Annotated in this window: 16 protein-coding genes and 1 tRNA gene; 4 read left to right on the top strand and 13 right to left on the bottom strand. The window is 63.9% G+C overall.

Going from position 1 to position 17284, the window contains the following annotated elements; all coding sequences use genetic code 11:
- Positions 1-18 precede the first annotated feature (18 nt).
- The 4 genes from AACZ17_RS09265 to hppD form a co-directional block, all read right to left on the bottom strand.
- Positions 19-891: a TIGR03619 family F420-dependent LLM class oxidoreductase gene (locus tag AACZ17_RS09265; protein WP_290737795.1), complete on the bottom strand. Its 873-nt coding sequence runs from the start codon at positions 889-891 to the stop codon at positions 19-21.
- Positions 892-1037: 146 nt separating this feature from the next.
- Positions 1038-2039 (bottom strand): fumarylacetoacetate hydrolase family protein, encoded by a 1002-nt coding sequence (locus AACZ17_RS09270; protein ID WP_290737798.1) that lies wholly within the window; start codon positions 2037-2039, stop codon positions 1038-1040.
- Positions 2039-2578 (bottom strand): VOC family protein, encoded by a 540-nt coding sequence (locus AACZ17_RS09275; protein WP_290737801.1) that lies wholly within the window; start codon positions 2576-2578, stop codon positions 2039-2041. The genes AACZ17_RS09270 and AACZ17_RS09275 overlap by 1 nt, the downstream gene beginning before the upstream one ends.
- A 9-nt stretch (positions 2579-2587) precedes the next feature.
- On the bottom strand, positions 2588-3670 hold the full coding sequence (gene hppD / locus AACZ17_RS09280; protein ID WP_290737804.1) for a 4-hydroxyphenylpyruvate dioxygenase: 1083 nt from the start codon (positions 3668-3670) through the stop codon (positions 2588-2590).
- A 220-nt stretch (positions 3671-3890) separates the two neighbouring features.
- Here hppD and AACZ17_RS09285 point away from each other — a divergent pair, with 220 nt between their 5' ends.
- Complete coding sequence (locus AACZ17_RS09285; RefSeq protein ID WP_290737806.1) at positions 3891-5747, top strand: DUF3604 domain-containing protein; 1857 nt, start codon at positions 3891-3893, stop codon at positions 5745-5747.
- Between the two features lies 1 nt (position 5748).
- Here the strand turns inward: AACZ17_RS09285 and AACZ17_RS09290 are convergent, their stop codons facing one another.
- Positions 5749-7536, bottom strand: coding sequence for a chloride channel protein (locus tag AACZ17_RS09290; protein ID WP_290737809.1), 1788 nt, complete (start codon positions 7534-7536; stop codon positions 5749-5751).
- A 226-nt stretch (positions 7537-7762) separates the two neighbouring features.
- Complete coding sequence (locus tag AACZ17_RS09295; RefSeq protein ID WP_290737812.1) at positions 7763-8113, bottom strand: hypothetical protein; 351 nt, start codon at positions 8111-8113, stop codon at positions 7763-7765.
- A 417-nt stretch (positions 8114-8530) separates the two neighbouring features.
- On the opposite strand from AACZ17_RS09295, the gene AACZ17_RS09300 reads away from it, so the two are divergent.
- Positions 8531-8728 carry a hypothetical protein gene (locus AACZ17_RS09300; protein WP_290737815.1) on the top strand — a complete coding sequence of 66 codons (198 nt, stop codon included), beginning with the start codon at positions 8531-8533 and terminating at the stop codon, positions 8726-8728.
- 290 nt (positions 8729-9018) lie between these two features.
- On the opposite strand, the gene AACZ17_RS09305 is transcribed toward AACZ17_RS09300, so the two are convergent.
- The 7 genes from AACZ17_RS09305 to rlmE form a co-directional block, all read right to left on the bottom strand.
- A tRNA-Leu gene (locus tag AACZ17_RS09305) sits at positions 9019-9104 on the bottom strand.
- A gap of 19 nt (positions 9105-9123) precedes the next feature.
- Positions 9124-9495, bottom strand: a complete 372-nt coding sequence (gene secG, locus AACZ17_RS09310; protein WP_290737818.1) for a preprotein translocase subunit SecG — start codon at positions 9493-9495, stop codon at positions 9124-9126.
- Between the two features lie 44 nt (positions 9496-9539).
- Positions 9540-10286 carry a triose-phosphate isomerase gene (gene tpiA, locus AACZ17_RS09315; protein WP_290737822.1) on the bottom strand — a complete coding sequence of 249 codons (747 nt, stop codon included), beginning with the start codon at positions 10284-10286 and terminating at the stop codon, positions 9540-9542.
- Between the two features lie 80 nt (positions 10287-10366).
- A complete protein-coding gene (glmM, locus tag AACZ17_RS09320) occupies positions 10367-11722 on the bottom strand; it encodes a phosphoglucosamine mutase (RefSeq protein WP_290737825.1) in 1356 nt (451 codons plus the stop codon).
- Complete coding sequence (gene folP / locus AACZ17_RS09325) at positions 11719-12591, bottom strand: dihydropteroate synthase (protein ID WP_339638184.1); 873 nt, start codon at positions 12589-12591, stop codon at positions 11719-11721. The genes glmM and folP overlap by 4 nt, the downstream gene beginning before the upstream one ends.
- Before the next feature lie 36 nt (positions 12592-12627).
- Entirely contained in the window at positions 12628-14553 is a 1926-nt protein-coding gene (gene ftsH, locus AACZ17_RS09330; RefSeq protein WP_290737828.1) for an ATP-dependent zinc metalloprotease FtsH, read from the bottom strand.
- 165 nt (positions 14554-14718) lie between these two features.
- Positions 14719-15351 (bottom strand): 23S rRNA (uridine(2552)-2'-O)-methyltransferase RlmE, encoded by a 633-nt coding sequence (gene rlmE / locus AACZ17_RS09335; RefSeq protein WP_290737831.1) that lies wholly within the window; start codon positions 15349-15351, stop codon positions 14719-14721.
- A 137-nt stretch (positions 15352-15488) separates the two neighbouring features.
- Between rlmE and AACZ17_RS09340 the strand changes: the two genes are divergently transcribed.
- Complete coding sequence (locus AACZ17_RS09340) at positions 15489-15803, top strand: YhbY family RNA-binding protein (protein WP_290737834.1); 315 nt, start codon at positions 15489-15491, stop codon at positions 15801-15803.
- Positions 15804-15825: 22 nt separating this feature from the next.
- Positions 15826-17250, top strand: a complete 1425-nt coding sequence (locus AACZ17_RS09345; protein WP_290737837.1) for an oligosaccharide flippase family protein — start codon at positions 15826-15828, stop codon at positions 17248-17250.
- The last annotated feature ends 34 nt before the right edge of the window (positions 17251-17284 follow it).

The raw sequence follows: 17284 nt of genomic DNA on the forward strand, positions 1-17284 counted from the left end.
CAGCGTTTGGGGTGGGGTTCAACCGCGCAGTGGGCGCATGATGCGTTTCTCGAAGTCTTCCATAAAACGCTTCTTGGCATCCAGCGTCGAGCGCTTGCCGAGGACGTAACTGAAAGGCAGGTTCACCGCCGATGTCATGCCCGCCTGCTCAAGACGCTGCAGCGTGGCAACCTCCAGCGGCGTGGTCAGACCGACAATGGTTTCGAAGGGCTCCGCACTGCGCCCGGCCTCCGCGCGCAGTGCGCGCAGGCGGGCCATCAGCGCCGGGACTTCATCCGGGTGGTTGCCGGCGCCGATCCAGCCATCGCCGCGCACCGCCGCGCGGCGCAGGGCAGCCTCGTTGGCGCCGCCGACAAAGACCGGCACGTTGTGGCCCGGTGCAGGTTCAATACACAACCGCGGAAACGGGAACAGGGGGCCGTCGTGTTCAACCATGCCGCCCTGCCAGAGCTTGTGCATGACATCGATCATCTCATCCATGCGCTGACCGCGGCCCTGAAACGGTACGCCGTAGATGTCGAATTCATCCTTCATCCAGCCCGCGCCGATGCCGAGCGCGAAGCGGCCGCCGCTGAAGATATCCAGTGAGCCGGTGGCCTTCGCCACCTCGAAGGGGTTGCGCAGGGGCAGCACGTAAATCGAGGTCGTGAAGTGCAGCCGGCGGGTCGCGGCAGCCATGAAGGCCGTGCTCACCCAGCAGTCGGGGTAGGGCGCATCCGCCGTCATCGGCGCCACGCCATTCTCCGAGTAGGGGTACGGTGTTTTCACCTCTTCGGGGAATACGGCATGGTCGGCATTGAACACGCCGTGGAACCCCAGTTCCTCGGCAAACTGTGCCAGAGGTACCAGCTGTTCCGGTTCAGTCCAGACCAGCGCCTGCCAGAATTTCATGCCCCTGCTCCTTTGCTGCGCAAGAGCACCATGCTAACCCAGCGACCGCGTGCCACACGCGGAAACCGCTACGGCATATTCCGTGTTTGATGCATAGTTAAACCAGCATCGCAGCGGGGCGGCCGCGAGGGCAGCGGCGTGCGACCCTAGTCGGCGACAGGAGCCATTACCGTCTGGTCTATGCGGCCGAAGATGCTCTCGCCGGCTGCATCATTCATCTCGATGCATACCCGGTCACCGAACTGCATGAACGCAGTCGCGGGCTGGCCGTCACGCAGGGTTTCAATCATCCGCAACTCCGCGATACAGCTGTAGCCCAGGCCACCTTCCGCCACCGGCTTGCCCGGTGACCCATCGGCATCCTTGTTGGAGACCGTGCCGGAACCGATGATGGTGCCCGCACACAGGGGACGCGTTTTCGCCGCATGAGCGATAAGGGTGGGAAAATCAAACGTCATATCCACCCCGGCGTTCGCCTCGCCGAAACGCTCGCCGTTATAGCGCACGCTCAGCGGCAGGTGCAGCCGTCCACCATCCCAGGCCGCGCCCAGTTCCTCCGGCGTGACACACACCGGGCTGAAGGCGCTGGAGGGCTTGGACTGGAAGAATCCAAAGCCCTTGCCCAGCTCCGCCGGAATGAGGTTGCGCAGGGAGACATCGTTGACCAGCATGATCAGGCGGATAGCAGCGCCGGCCTGAGCCGGACTGGCACCCATGGGCACATCGCCCGTCACCACCGCCACCTCGCCTTCAAAATCGATGCCCCAGGCGGGGTCGTCCATCACGATCGGGTCCCGCGGCCCCAGAAAGCTGTCTGAACCACCCTGGTACATCAGCGGGTCGGTCCAGAAACTCTCGGGCATCTCTGCGCCCCGCGCCTTGCGCACCAGTTCCACATGGTTCACGTAGGCCGAGCCGTCCGCCCATTGAAAGGCCCGGGGCAAGGGGGAGGCGCAGGCCGCCTGGTCAAACGCGACCCCCTCACCCGCGTTGACCCGCGTGGACAGGGCCGCCAGCGCGGGCTGGTGCTGTGCCCAGTTGTCGAGTGCCTGCTGCAGGGTCATGCCTGCCGCGAGGCAGCGCTGCAGGTCACGGGATACCACCACAAGTGCGCCATCGCGGCCCTCACGCAGGGATGCCAGTTTCATCAATGCTCTCCGAGTTCGCGTTCGTGCAACCACGCCGCATGACGCGGCGCCCGCCGGGTGCGGGACCACTCCTCGATCATGTCGGGCGCCACCGCGCGCAGGCGATCGAGGTCACCCGGTTGCGCAATATTGGCGGCCAGCTCCAGCCGGTGGCCGTTGGGATCAAAGAAATAAATGGAGCGGAAGATGCCGTGGTGCGTGGGCCCGACCACCGGGATGCCCTGCTGCTCGACCTCGCGTTTGGCCGCCAGTAGAGCCTCTTCACTGTCCACTTCAAAGGCAATGTGCTGCACCCACTCCGGTGTATTGCCGTCGCGCCCCATCGGCGGCGAGTTCGGCAACTCGAAAAACGCCAGCACGTTGCCCATGCCGGCATCGAGAAATACGTGCATGTACGGGTCCGGCTCGCGGGTGGAGGGCACCTCGTCCTCGGCAATGGCCAGAACCAGCTGCATGTTCAGCACCCGGCGGTAGAATTCCACGGTTTCCCGGGTATCGTTGCAGCGATATGCAACATGATGAATACGGCGGATCTGCATGGCGCCTCCTCAACCGGCCTGGGTGACGTTGAGCACACCGCGGGCGAGCTGGTCGCGCTCGATAGACTCGAACAGTGCCTTGAAGTTGCCCTCACCAAAGCCGTCGTCATCCTTGCGCTGGATGAATTCGAAGAACATGGGCCCCAGCAGGTTGGCGGAGAAAATCTGCAGGAGTAGCCGCGGGCTGCCGCCCTCGGTGCTGCCGTCGAGAAGAATACCCCGCGACTGCAACTCCGCCACCGGCTCCCCGTGACCCGGCAGGCGCCCTTCCAGCATCTCGTAGTAGGTGCCCGGGGGGGCGGTCATGAAGGTCATGCCTGCCGCCTGCAGTCGGTCGTAGCAGGCGAGAATGTCGTCGCAGGCGAGGGCAATGTGCTGTATCCCCTCGCCGTTGTAGGCCATCAGGAACTCCTCGATCTGGCCGCCACCGCGGGACTCCTCGTTCAGCGGGATGCGGATCTTGCCATCGGGCGCCGTCATGGCTTTCGACAAGAGGCCCGTGTGCTCACCTTCGATATCGAAGTAGCGTATTTCCCGGAATCCGAACAGTTCCTCATAGTAGCGGGCCCAATAGGCCATGCGCCCGCGATACACGTTGTGGGTGAGGTGGTCGAGGGTGTGGAAACCCAGCCCCGTGGGCTTTCTGTCCGCGCCGGGCACCCAGTGAAAATCGATGTCATAAATGCTCTGCCCTTCCGCGTAGCGGTCAATCAGGTAGAGAATCGCGCCGCCGATGCCGCGGATGGCGGGCAGACGCAGCTCCATCGGGCCGGTTTCCACGGTGACCGGCTGTGCGCCTTTCTCCAGCGCCCGGTTGTAGGCCAGCGTCGCGTCCTGAACGCGAAACGCCATGCCACAGGCCGACGGGCCATGCTCGCGCGCGTAGTACCAGGCGTGACTTCCCGGCTGGTAGTTGGTCAGGAAATTGATGTCACCCTGGCGCCACAGGGCCACATCCTTGCTGCGGTGCCGGGCCACACAGGTGAAGCCCATGGATTCAAACACCGGCTCCAGCACGCCCGGCGCGGGTGCCGTGAATTCGACGAACTCGAACCCATCCAGGCCCATGGGGTTCTCGAACAGATCTGACATGGTGTACCTCCCGGTGCTGCAGCCGCGAAATCGCCCGCTGCCACAGAGTATAGGCACGGGACCATTTAGTTTCAAATGAAACTTTATGCCCGGATTCAAGCCACGCCACTCTGGCTAACGGTCCGCGTATCCAGACCACACACGAGGAACCACGACCCGGGACTCGCCCGTCATAGATCCTGCCACTACCCTGCAGACTGGCTTCCACAGCGAGACCCCCATGCCACTGAACGCCACTACACGATCTTTTGTGCAACTGGGCGTGGCACTGTGCCTCGGCCTGACACAGGCCGTCGCGCACGTTGCGGCAACCCCCCCAGCGGCCGCGCAGCGTACCCACGCGTTCTTCGGGGAGCTCCATGTGCACACCATGAATTCCCCCGACGCGTTCATGCTGAACGTGAGGACGACACCCGATGATGCCTACCGCTTCGCGCGGGGCGAGGCCATTCCCCACATCAGCGGCGTAACCATCCAGCTGCGTGCGCCACTCGATTTCATCGCCATCACCGACCACTCCGAGTACATGGGCATATTGCCGCGCCTGTTCGAGCCCCAGGGCGCGCTGGCAGGCCTGCCGATTGCCGCCCGCCTGGCCGACGAAGACCCGGAGCGACGGCAGGCCGCTGTGCTGGAAGTGCTGATGACCCTGGGCGAGAACAAGCCCATGCCGGCGCTGGTGGACCAGGCACTGCGCCAGTCCATCTGGCAGGAGTATGTGCGCAGCGCCGAGCGCCATTACCGGCCCGGAGAATTCAGCACCCTGATCGGCTACGAATGGACGTCCTCCGGCGCCCTGGATGAAGTCAACCTGCACCGCAACGTCATCTTCCGCAGCAACCAGGTGCCCGCCCAGCCTTTCTCCAGCTTCGACAGTGTTGAGCCACGCGCGCTCTGGACCTGGCTGGATGAGCAGCGCGCACTCGGCATCGAAGGCATGGCCATTGCGCACAACAGCAACCTGAGCAACGGCCTGATGTTTCCCACCGACGTCGCGTTTGGCGGCGCGGCCATCGATGCCGACTATGCGGCCCTGCGCCAACGCAACGAACCCCTGGTGGAAATTGCCCAGATCAAGGGCAGCTCGGAAACGCATCCGCTGCTGTCTCCCAACGATGAATGGGCCGGCTTCGAACTGCTGGAAGACCTGCTCGGTGGCCGCGGCACCCTGGGCAAGGTGCAGGGAAGCTACGTCCGCGACGCCTGGCTGTCCGGCCTGCTGATGCAGGCGCAGCAGGGCTACAACCCCTACCGTTTCGGCGTGATCGCCGCCAGCGACAGCCACAATGCCGGATCGCAGGTGGAAGAGGACAACTACCACGGCAAGATCGGCAGCGCCGATGGCACGCCGGAAACGCGCCGGGGTGGCAGCTTCATCAACACCCACCACATCAAATACAGCTCGGCGGGACTGGCCGGCGTCTGGGCCACCGAGAATACCCGCGAGGCTCTGTACGATGCGCTGGCGCGGCGGGAGACCTTCGGCACCAGCGGGCCGCGCATCAGCGTGCGCTTTTTTGCCGGCGCGGACTGGCCCGCAGATCTGCTTACCCGTCCGGATTGGGTGGAGCAGGCCTACGCGACAGGCGTTGCCATGGGCGGTGAACTTGAGCAGTCCAGCGGCGCCGGCCCCGAGTTCCTGCTGTGGGCCGCGAAAGATCCCGGTAGCGCCTGGCTACAGCGGGTACAGATCGTCAAGGGCTGGGTGGAGGACGGCGCAACCCGGGAGACCGTGTTTGATGTCGGCTGTGCGGACGGGCTCAGCCCGGACCCGAGCACCCACCGCTGCCCGGACAACGGCGCTACCGTGTCCCTGGAGACCTGTGAGTATGATCGCCACAGGGGCGAGGGCCAGATCGCCGTCCGCTGGCGCGACCCTGGCTTCGATCCGGAGCAACCGGCCTTCTACTACGCCCGCGTGCTGGAGAACCCCACCTGCCGCTGGAGCACCTGGGACAGCCTGCGCACCGGCCTGCCGCTGCCGCAGGACGTTCCCCCCACGCTGCAGGAGAGGGCATGGACGTCGCCAATCTGGTACCGGCCGAGCGCGGTGTCCGATGCGCCGGCACCCAGCTGAATCACGGCTTTATAGGGGCGCCCACCTGGTAGTAGCTGTCGATATCCGCCCGGTGCACAACGCCGGCAATGCGCACGATGCCGTAGGACAGGTACTGCCGCACATACAGCACCTCCGCGCCTGAGCGCTGCAACGTCTGCAGCGCCTCTTCCAGCGTGGCCTGATACGACACCGCAGCCACATCCTGGCGCTTGGCCGGGATGGCCAACAAGTCCACCGGCGGGGCGGCGCCGGAATCAGTACCCTCCTGCCCCGGGACTTCAGTCTGCTCGCGGTAACGCGCCAGGTCCGCCGTGAGCAACAAAGACACCGGGCCACTGCTGCCCTCCACCAGCAGCCAGCGGGTGCCCGCCGACAACGCCGCAGCTACGCCCTCCGCATCCAGCAGGCGCGGCGTAACTTTCACACTGCGCTCCATGATGGCGCCAACACCGACACGCCGCAGCGCCTGGGTCAGGGGTGAGGTGTCATAGCCCAGACCCTGGGCCCTGAGCATGCTCTGGAACACCGCCTTCTTGCCGAACACCTCGCTGGTGACCAGGCTGGCAACCGTGATGGCCAGCATGCCCGGCATGATGATGTGCGGGTTATGGGTGAACTCGAGCAAGGCCATCAGTGCCGCCAGCGGGGCCTGCAACACAGCCCCCATCATGGCGCCCATGCCCAGCATGGCATAGAAGCCGACGCTGGAGGCCTGCTCCGGCATGAACGCTGCGCCAACCAGGCCCAGCGCACCGCCCAGCGTGGCACCCGTAACCAGGGTGGGGCCGATGATACTGCTGGGCATGCCCAGCCCTACGGTCACGCTGGTCGCGACCAGCTTCGCCACGCCCACGCCCAGCAGCACCCCAAGCGCCAACTGGCCATTGATCGTCTGTTCCACCGTGTCGTAACCGATGCCCATCACCTGCGGCACCAGCAGGGCAAACGGCACCATGAACAACCCCGCCATCAGCAGGCGCAGCATGATGGGACGACTGTCGAAACGCCCCGCCGATTCAATCAGCTGAATGAACAGGGCCGCGGCAACGCCAATCAGGGCCGCGACCAGCAGGATCCAGGGAATCTCCCAGAGTGACTGCAGGGTGACCAAAGGCACCTCGAAGGCCGGCTCCGCACCGTACACCGCCCGGGTCAGCACCGCCGCCGTCACCGCGGCGAGGATAACCGGTGTAAACACCCCGATGGTGTACTCCATCATCACCACTTCCATGGCGAAGATCACCCCGGCGATGGGCGTATCGAAAGACGCGGCAATGGCGGCGGCCACGCCGCAGGCCACCAGCGTACGAATACTGTTGTTGGGGAGACGCAGCCACTGCCCCAGCAGGCTGGAGAAGGCCGCGCCGAGGTGCACGGCCGGCCCCTCACGCCCCGCGGATTGACCGGTGACCACAGTCCCGACCCCCAGCAGGAACTGGATCAGCGCACCCCGCAAACGCATATAGCCCTGATGGTAATTCAGGCGATGCATGACATGCGCCACGCCGACCCGCCGGTCAGTTACCGACAGGAAGTGCAGAAAGGCACCGAGCCCAAGCGCGCCAGCGAGGGGCAGCCACACACGCGCAGCACGACTCAACTGCTCGAACGCCTCGCTGTCAGCGCCCGGCAGGAAGTACTCCAGCGGCCACTCGATCGCGCTGCGAAACAACAGGATAACGGCGCCCGTACCCAAACCGGACAGCAGGCCCAGCAGCGCCAGTTGCAGCACGCCCTCACCGCTGGAAAGGCGGCTGCCAAAGTGCGCTGACACACTGTCCTTGACTTCACGTCCACGCCTGAGCATTGCTTCTCCCAACCACGACAACCCTGCCTCTGACCATAGCGCCAGAGATGCGGGTTGTACACTGCAAGGCTGATGCTTGTGGGTGGTGCGAAGACGGGACTTAATTTTCCAACTTATCTATTTGTTTTATATATATTTTTTCTAATACGATCTGCCAGTTACTCAGGATGTTGCTCAACTTTCGAAAAGTACCCGACAAGTACGATCCTCACCCAGCCAGAACGGGCTACCCTTCGTCTCCCGCATCACCGCCGAAAACGACCGTACCGCTTTCTCGGTCAACGAGAACGACTACGCTCGATTTCAGTCCGGCAAACTGGAATTCTTCAACATAAGCCACCCAGCAGTTTTTCAGTTCAACACCATAAACGTTGGGTTTCCTCCCAGTAATTTCTTCCGGCAACAATACCTTTGAAATCCCTCTACCCAGCCCGTTGGACAACACATGGTTTTCGGCCAGGTCCCGCGCGTTGTCCCGGGATACTGTCTGCAGCCCAACCTTTTCGCGGCTATCAAGCTCCAAAGCGTCGCCTATAACTTCGATCTGCTCGATGTCCTGGAGGGCGTTCCCTGTCATCCGTTATTCCCGCTTCTCTATCTGAGTTGCCGCTGCTCTTGTTACTGGCTATTGTCTTTACTCCCGGGTCGTCGGGGTCCGGCACAACCAGGCCGTGGCTTGCGGCACAGTCCAGTACCAGAACCCCGATCATCGACGCGGAGGAGCGGCGCTCGCGCTCGGAGGCCAGCTTCAGCAACGCCTTGACTTTGGCGGTGGTGCGGATGGTTAGGACTTCGTCCTTGGTTCGCCCCATATTGCAGCTACCAGTTCAGATGGTAATGCCAATGTACTGCCGGTTGCGCGCATGGACAAGGGAGAGCATGGCACCGCCGGGGTATCGTCGCGCGCTTGACGCGTCTACCGCAGCCAGAATGCGCCGGGCGCTAGATCAGGGTTACACTGCCGACCTCGGAGACGTACACGAGAGTGCACTGAATGAGCAAGGAAGAAGAAAAGGCGTTTATAGCCGCTATCCGCAAGGCCAGAAACATAAGCGAGATTCACGCGGCGCTGGAGTTGCTGCCACTGCTTCCCAGTGATTCTCCCACAGGGCCCCCTGAGACGTTAGGGGATATGGCCCTAGCCATCCTTCAGGAAACGTCAGCGGGTGGCTTGAAGGACGGTTTGATATGAATAGCGTCTGGCATCTTACTGGAAATTGTTCGCTCTACCACATACACCGAGCGCGTTGCTTCACTGTGTGGTCGCCGTCCATAGCGTTTAATTCCTTGATGGCCTTGATTGCGGCAGCCGGACCGAACGGCGATATTTCAACGTAGACCGTTCTAACGACGGTGCCATCTGGCGCCACTTCGACTTCTTCTCTGCGGGTGACTTCTCGTAGGCACGCAGTAATCACCGCACGGTGTTTGACCTGGCGGGGCTTCAATAGGGACGTTTGGAAATTTCCATAACCGTCAAGATGGTGCCGAAGGCGGGACTTGAACCCGCACGAGCTATGCCCACCACCCCCTCAAGATGGCGTGTCTACCAATTCCACCACTTCGGCAAATTGCTACGCGCCCGGCTTACAGCGCCGGAACGTCGCCTGCGGCAGCCTCGGCTGCCGGCTCGGCATTATCCACAGTTGGCAGGTCGGAATCCAGTACCGGAACCACCCTTTCTTCCGCAGCGGGTATCACCAGGTCGAGGTCATCCACAACCTTGGTTTTGTTGCTGGCCAGCATGGCAAGGCCGAAGCTGGTGGCGAAGAACAGCACCACCAGCCAGGCCGTCGATTTGGTCAGCACGTTGCTGCTGCCGGCACTGCCAAACAGCGTTTGTGAGGCACCGGCACCGAATGAGGCACCGACATCGGCACCCTTGCCCTGCTGCAGCATGATCAGGCCGATGATCGCCAGCGCAATCAGCAAATGCACAACGAGAATAATCTGTTCCATAACACCCTTGCCCGCTCGGGCTCTACACGTCTGTATTGCGCTTGTCAGCCCCGTGCTGCGGCCACAATCGCCTGAAAATCCTGCGCGTCCAGGGACGCACCGCCCACCAGCGCACCGTCGATATCCGTTTCGGCAAACAGCTCCGCCGCATTGTCCGGCTTGACGCTGCCCCCGTAGAGGACACGCGTCGCCGCCGCATCGACACCCTTGAGGTCGGCAAGCTGCTCACGAATGAACGCGTGCATCGCCTGCGCTTCCTGCGGCGTCGCGGTGAGGCCTGTCCCTATGGCCCACACCGGCTCGTAAGCCACCACCAAATGGCGCGTATTGGACTGCCCACGCAGCGCGCCCTGCAATTGCCGCGCTACGGTGTACTGTGCTTCACCGGCCTCACGCTCGTCCCGGGTTTCGCCAACGCAGACCACGGGGGCAAGACCCGCAGCCAAGGCTGCCGCCACCTTGGCGGCCACCATATCGTCGGATTCGCCGTGATACTGGCGTCGTTCCGAGTGGCCGAGAATCACCCAGCGGCACCCGCTGTCGACCAGCATCTCCGCGGCAACTTCGCCGGTGTAGGCACCCGCCGCCATGTGGCTGCAGTCCTGTGCGCCAACGCCCAGACCGGACCCTTCGCACAGGGAGACCGCGAGCGGGATATGCACAAAGGCCGGGCAGACCACGACGTCCACGGAGGGATAGCCACCCTCCCGGACCAGGCCGCCCAGCAGCTGTTTCACGCTGGCCCGGGAGCCGTGCATCTTCCAGTTACCCATCACAAGCGGTTTGCGCACTGGCTACACCCGGCTACAAAAAACGGTCGGCAATGGTACCCAAGAAGGCCTCGACATACAAGGCGCGCCGGCGGGCGGTGTCAGCCTGCCCGCAGGGCCTCCGCAACGTCGCTGGCCAGCGACTGACACAGCGTTTCGACCTCCGCCGCATCCTCACCCTCCACCATTACGCGGACCAGTGGCTCGGTGCCGGAGGGGCGCAGCAACACACGCCCGCGGGTGCCCAGCACCTGCTCGACCGACGCCACCGCCGACACGACAGCCGGCAACTCGCTGAGTACAAAGCGGCCAGTCACCGGCACGTTGATCATGGTTTGCGGGCACTTGCGCAGTCCGGCACGAAGCTCCGCCAGGCTGCGGCCGGAATCGGCCATCGCCACCAGCACCTGCAGGCTGGCGACAATGCCATCGCCCGTGGTGGTGTGGTCGGCACAGATGATGTGCCCGGATGACTCCCCGCCCAGGCGCCAGCCGCGGGCTTCCATCATTTCCTTGACGTAGCGGTCGCCCACCTTGGCTCGCGCCAGCTCCAGGCCGATATCGCGCAGCGCCAGCTCCAGCCCCAGGTTGGACATGAGCGTGCCGACAACGCCGGCCTCGCCCCTGCCCTGGGTAGCGCGGTGCACGGCAATGACGTAGAGCAATTCGTCGCCATCCACCAGGGAGCCATCGGCATCGATGAACATCACGCGATCGCCGTCACCGTCATAGGCAATTCCCAGGTCCGCGCCGCTTTCGCGCACCAGGGCGGAGAGCTGTGCCGTGTCCGTGGAACCGACGCCCTCGTTGATGTTGTAGCCATCGGGGCGATCCCCCATGCTCACCACATCGGCACCGAGTTCGGCGAGTACATTGGGCGCAATGTGATAGGTGGCGCCGTGTGCACAGTCTACCGCGATCTTCAGGCCGCGCAGGCTGAAGCTCTCCGGCACCGTGGCCTTGCAGTACTCGATGTAACGGCCGGCGGCATCGGCCACCCGCACCACCTTGCCGATATCCCGTGAAGGCACGACCACCAGGTCGCAGGCCAGCTCCGCCTCAATAGCCAGTTCCACGTCATCGGGCAGCTTGGCACCCTGGGCAGAAAAAAACTTGATGCCGTTGTCGTAGTAGGGGTTGTGGGACGCGCTGATGACGATACCCGCCACGGCGTTCTGGGTGCGGGTCATGAGGGCTACGGCGGGGGTGGGCATGGGGCCCAACAGCTTGACGTCCACGCCGGCTGCGACCAACCCGGCTTCCAGCGCGGACTCGAACATGTAGCCGGAGACCCGGGTGTCCTTGCCGATAATCACCCGGTTGTGGGTGCCGGGGCTGGCACCGCGGGCGAATACGCGGCCACAGGCCCAACCCAGCTTGAGCATGAAGTCCGGCGTGATGGGCGCTTCGCCCACCGTGCCCCGTATGCCATCAGTACCAAAGTATTGTCTGCTCAAGATCGCCCCCATCGCTTCGTTGCCACACACAAGGCCAGCGCGTCCACCGTCGCCGCTACATCATGCGCTCGCACTATAGCGGCACCACGCTCGACTGCAAGCACGGCCAGTGCCAGGCTGCCGGCGAGCCGGTCCTCGGCGACGCCGCGGTCACCCGCTGGGGTCTCACGCCCCAATACCTTGCCGATCAGGGACTTGCGCGACAGACCTACCAGCAGCGGGACACCTTCCGGGGCCACCTCGGCAAGCCGGTCAAGCAGTTCCAGGTTGTGCGCCACCGTCTTGCCGAAGCCGAAACCCGGGTCCAGAACGATCTGCCTGCGAGGAATCCCGGCCTCCGCACAGGCCTGCACCCGCTGTGCAAGGAAGCCGCGCACCTCGGCCACCACATCAGTATAGGTGGGGGCCCGCTGCATGCTGTCGGGCTGGCCCTGCATGTGCATCAGGCAGACCGGCAGGCCGGTCGCCGCCGCGGCTTCCAGGGCACCTTCGCGCCCGAGGGCGCGCACGTCGTTGAGCATGCCCGCGCCGAGTGCCGCGGCCTCGCGCATGATCACCGGGTTACTGGTGTCGACGGAGATAACAACATCGAGTTCACGCGCAATCCGCGCCACCAGTGGCAGTACCCTATCTTCTTCTTCAGCAGAGGTTACCGGCAGGGCGCCGGGACGGGTGGATTCACCACCAATATCGAGAATGGCCGCCCCCTCCGCAACCAGGCGACGGGCGTGCGCGAAGGCGCGCTCCAGGTCGAGCGTGCCGCTCCGGTAGAGGGCGCCGCCATCGGAAAAGGAATCGGGCGTGGTGTTGACCACGCCCATCACAAGGGGGTGCGAGAGATCAAGCACGCGCCCGGCGCAGTCGAGCACCGGGGCTGGTGTCCTGTTCACCGCGCTACAGGCAGGTCAGTGTTCACCGGCCGGGCCACCAATGGGACTGGCGGCCTCGTCAGCATCTTCAGCGGTCTTCGAGGAGCGCGAGCCGGCAGGGGCGCCGCCGTCTGAGCCACCCCAGTCTGCGGGTTCCCGCGGCGGCCGGCCCGACATGATGTCGTCGATCTGGTCCGCGTCGATGGTTTCGTACAGCATCAGGGCGTCGGCCATGGCATGCAGCTTGTCGACATTCTCGTCGAGGATACGCTGTGCCGTGCCGTAGCACTCGTCGATGATACTGCGCACCTCCTGGTCGATGAGCTTCGCCGTCTCGGCGGACAGTGACTTTGACTGGTGGCCCGCTGAGCGCCCGAGGAATACTTCTTCCTCCGCTTCATCGTACATCAACGGCCCCAGCTTCTCGGACAGGCCCCACTTGGTCACCATGTTGCGCGCAATTGTTGTCGCACGCTGGATGTCGTTGGATGCACCGGTGGTCACGCCGTCCTTGCCCAGCGTCATTTCTTCCGCAATGCGCCCGCCAAACAGGCTGCAGATCTGGCCGATAATGTGCCGCCGGCTGTGGCTGTAGCGGTCTTCCTCGGGCAGGAACATGGTGACCCCCAATGCCCTGCCGCGGGGAATGATGCTCACTTTGTAGACCGGGTCGTGCTCTGGCACCAGGCGCCCCACAATCGCGTGACCCGCCTCGTGGTAGGCCGTGTTGCGCTTCTCCTTCTCCGACATGACCATCGACTTGCGCTCGGCGCCCATCATGATCTTGTCCTTGGCCAGCTCAAACTGGGTCATGCCTACCGTGCGTACGCCGGCGCGCGCCGCGAACAGGGCCGCTTCGTTCACCAGGTTGGCCAGGTCGGCGCCGGAGAACCCGGGTGTGCCGCGGGCAATGCGCGAGGCAACTACGTCCTCAGACAGCGGCACCTTGCGCATGTGTACTTTCAGAATCTGCTCGCGACCGCGGATGTCGGGCAGCCCGACCACGACCTGGCGGTCAAAGCGGCCAGGGCGCAGCAACGCCGGATCCAGTACGTCCGGGCGGTTGGTGGCGGCGATCACAATGACGCCGTCATTGACCTCAAATCCGTCCATCTCGACCAGCAGCTGGTTCAGGGTCTGCTCGCGCTCATCGTGCCCGCCACCCAGTCCGGCGCCGCGATGGCGACCGACCGCATCAATCTCGTCGATGAAAATAATGCACGGCGCCTGTTTCTTCGCCTGGTCGAACATGTCCCGCACACGGGACGCGCCCACACCCACGAACATCTCCACGAAATCCGAGCCGGAGATGGAGAAGAACGGGACCTTGGCCTCCCCCGCAATCGCCTTGGCCAGCAACGTCTTGCCGGTACCGGGCTGCCCTACCATAAGCACGCCACGGGGGATGCGGCCGCCCAGTTTCTGGAAGCGGCTGGGGTCACGCAGGAATTCCACCAGTTCCTTGACGTCTTCCTTGGCTTCGTCCACACCGGCCACATCGGCGAAGGTCGTGGTGATCTGGTCCTCGCCCAACAGCCGCGCCTTGCTCTTGCCAAAGCTCATCGGCCCGCCGCGCCCGCCGGCACCGCCCTGCATCTGGCGCATGAAGAACATGAACACGGCGATAATGATGAGGATGGGGAAGCTGGCCACCAGCAGCTGTGTCCATACACTCTGCTGCTCGGGCTTGCGGCCGATCACCTCGACGTTATGCTGGAGCAGATCATCGATCAGCTTGGGATCTTCCACCATCGGGCGGATGGTTTCAAAGCGGCTGCCATCGAAGCGCTCGCCATTGATGGTGAGACCATCGACAACCACTTTCTTGATGCGCTCGCTCTGGATCTCCTGGATAAATTCGGAGTAACCCACCTGCTGCGTCGGGCTCTGCATATTGAAGTTGTTGAACACCGACAGCAGTACTGCGGCAATCACCAGCCATAAAAGTAAGTTTTTCGCCATATCGTTCAACGCTGTTTCCTCATGAATGAACCACCCGTGCTGAGTGGACGAGACAGCCAGTTTCTCCCTGATTATAGCCGGTTATACGCCAGCGCCCTGAAAAGGGCTCAATACCAACGTGGACAATGGCCCAATGTACATGACATGGGGCCGGGGCTCCATGTTTCAACCCTCGCCGCCGCGAAACTGGGTAGCCACAAGATACACCTCCCGGGACCGGGGGCGCGACGCCTTCGGCTTCCGGGTCACCACCTTGCCAAAGACCCCGCGAATGTCGCGGTAGAGCTCATCGAAACCCTCGCCCTGGAACACCTTGGCCACAAAGGACCCGCCCGGAGCGAGCACCTGCTGCGCCATATCCAGCGCCAGCTCCACCAGATACATAGACCGCGGCTGGTCGACCGCGTTCACTCCGCTCATGTTCGGCGCCATATCGGAGATCACCACATCCGCCGGTGTGTCGCCGAGGGCGCCCAGAATCTGTTCAAACACGCTGTCCAGCGTGAAGTCGCCCTCAATGAAGTCAACGCCCGCCAGGCTGTCCATCGGCAGGATGTCTGAGGCCAGAACCCGCCCCTTGTGCCCCACCAGCTGCGCCGCCACCTGTGACCAGCCCCCGGGCGCGCTGCCGAGGTCGAGCACCGTCATGCCGGGCTTGATCAGGCGGTCCCGTTCCTGGATCTCCAGCAGCTTGTAGCAGGCCCGGGAGCGATAGCCTTCGCGCTGCGCCTGCTGCACGTAGGGGTCGTCGCGATGCTCCTTGAGCCACGCTTTGCTTGAAGATTTTTTCTTGGCCATGCTGCTTCCTGCCGCGCCAGCGCGGCCCTGTTCCACTGAGCTCTTGCCACTCAACTCTGCTGATCAACCTAGGCGCAAGGCCAGTGCTTGTGTAGACTGAGCGCCCTCTGCAACCGGCATTGTAGCGCGGAAACCCCATGAGCAAGAAAGCAAGCCTGGATCACAAACAGTTGCGCGCCATCGGCCACAAGCTGAAACCGGTAGTGACGGTGGCCGGGAATGGCCTCAGCGACACTGTGCTGCAGGAAGCACTGCGGGCGCTGGGTGACCACGAACTGATCAAGGTGAAAATCGCCGTCGGCGACCGCGACACGCGCCGTGCCGTCACAGAGGCGCTGTGCACACAGACGGGCGCCACACTGGTGCAGAGCATCGGCAATGTGGTCCTGCTGCTGAAACGGGCCAGGCAGCCCGATCCGCGGCTCTCCAACCTGATGCGCGTGCTCGACTGAGCGCGACGAAAGCCGCCAGGCCGTGCCCCGCCTACCGCCACTTTCCCGGCACGCACGCCAGGCCCTGCAAAACACCTCATTCCAGGGCCTGACCCAGGCCTGGTACCTCCTGCTGCGCGCCCTCTACATCATCGTGTTTGCGCGCCTCGTCGGGGTTGAGGTCTACGGTCACTACCACTACGCACAAATCTGGTACCTGATGGCGCTCTCGGTGGCGGGTTGGGGCATGCACGAGTGGCTGCTCACCCGCTGGCAGGGCGTTGGCGAGCAGCGACGCGAGGGGCTGGCCGGCACAGGACTCACCCTGCGCCTCCTACTGGGTACCGCTGGCACGCTGCTGGTGATGCTCTGCGCGGCCTTGCTGGAATCCGATCCGGGCCTGCGCTGGCTGATCATCATCTACGCCCAGGGCGTGCTGCTGCGCAGCCTGATCGCCTGGCTCCACGCGCTGTTCACCAGTCACGAACGCAGCGAACTGACGCTCTACAGCAGCATGCCCATATCCCTTCTGGAGGTGCTACTGGCGCTGGGACTGGCCTGGGGCGGCCACAGCCTGCTGACCATCGCGGTGGCGCAGACCCTGTGCTGGTGGCTGGGCCTGGCCGCCAGCGCCTGGGCCTACCGCAGACAGCTCGGCGGCCTGCGCCTCGCCTGGCAGCCCGCCTTCGTGCGGGAGTTCCTGGCCGGCGGCGCGCTGCTCGCAGTCGCCTCCGCCCTGCTCGCGTGGATGGGCCCTGGTCTGCTCATTGCGGTGCGGCACTTTCTCGGCGACGGGCGCTCGCTCGGTGAAGCCGCGCTGGTGATCCAGGTGATGCTGATGCTCGGCCAGGCACTGCGCATGGTGACCAACGCCACGCTGCCCTTCCTCACCCGACCCGGCGAGGATATCACCCGGCGCCAACAGCGCTTCGCGGTTAACGTGTGGCAGCTCGCCTTCTACCTCGGCGGTGCTTGCTACCTGCTGGGCACACAGGTGCTGCCCGGACTGGTAAGCGGCCTGCTCGGCGCATCATTCCAGCCAGCCGGCGACTTGCTGGCGCAGTTCAGCTGGATACTGATACTGCTGGGGTTGATTCAGACCCTGCGCCTGCTGATGATCGGTCGCGGGCTGTACCGGCAATACCTCATCGCACTGCTGCTGGGCAGCACAACGCTCGCACTGACGGTGATGATACTGGTCGCACAGGGCGCCGTATCGCTGCCCGCGCTGTTCAGCGGTCTCGGGCTGGCCTATGGGGCCTGCGTGCTGGCCATGCTGAAACAACTGGGGACAGTGGGCATACGACTGCCCTGGAGCACCCTCGTTGGGGCGCCCGCGCTGCTGGCCGTGATTATCGCAGTCCATCACGTTGGCGCCTCCACCGCGTCCGCTGCCAGCCTGACCCTGGTCGGACTGGGGCTGCTGGTGCTGGCGGCACTGCTGCATTGGCGTTGGACACCGGCCTGATGCCCAAACAATGGCGTGCAGGCCAGTTAGACCC

Source organism: uncultured Haliea sp. (assembly GCF_963973825.1).
Lineage (GTDB): Bacteria > Pseudomonadota > Gammaproteobacteria > Pseudomonadales > Halieaceae > Haliea.